We start from the raw sequence: 246 nt of genomic DNA on the forward strand, positions 1-246 counted from the left end.
GTATTATTACTTAAGCGCACAGCCAGCGCTGACAGTTGCAGCGCCTTGTCGTCGTTTTCGGTCTAAATGTTCACAGTATTCGGTTAAGGCGGGTAATGCTCCAACAGCACCTTTAAATAATGCACCAAATTCAGTTGTGATTTTAAGCCAATTCTCTGCGGGAATGTTTAATCTATTCAGTATGTCCTGGCTGCTTGAGCTAATGGCGCCCCGCTTATCTTCTCGAATTATCCGACCGGTATCTTC

1 protein-coding gene is annotated in these 246 nt (G+C 45.1%); it reads right to left on the reverse strand.

The genetic code is table 11. The features are described 5' to 3' along the window. Window positions 1-6: 6 nt before the first annotated feature. The coding region (locus tag AAEY88_RS15005; RefSeq protein WP_350563672.1) for a hypothetical protein at window positions 7-246 on the reverse strand (240 nt) is incomplete at its 5' end.

Origin of the sequence: Psychrobacter sp. CAL346-MNA-CIBAN-0220, assembly GCF_040309805.1 — a bacterium.
Lineage (GTDB): Bacteria > Pseudomonadota > Gammaproteobacteria > Pseudomonadales > Moraxellaceae > Psychrobacter.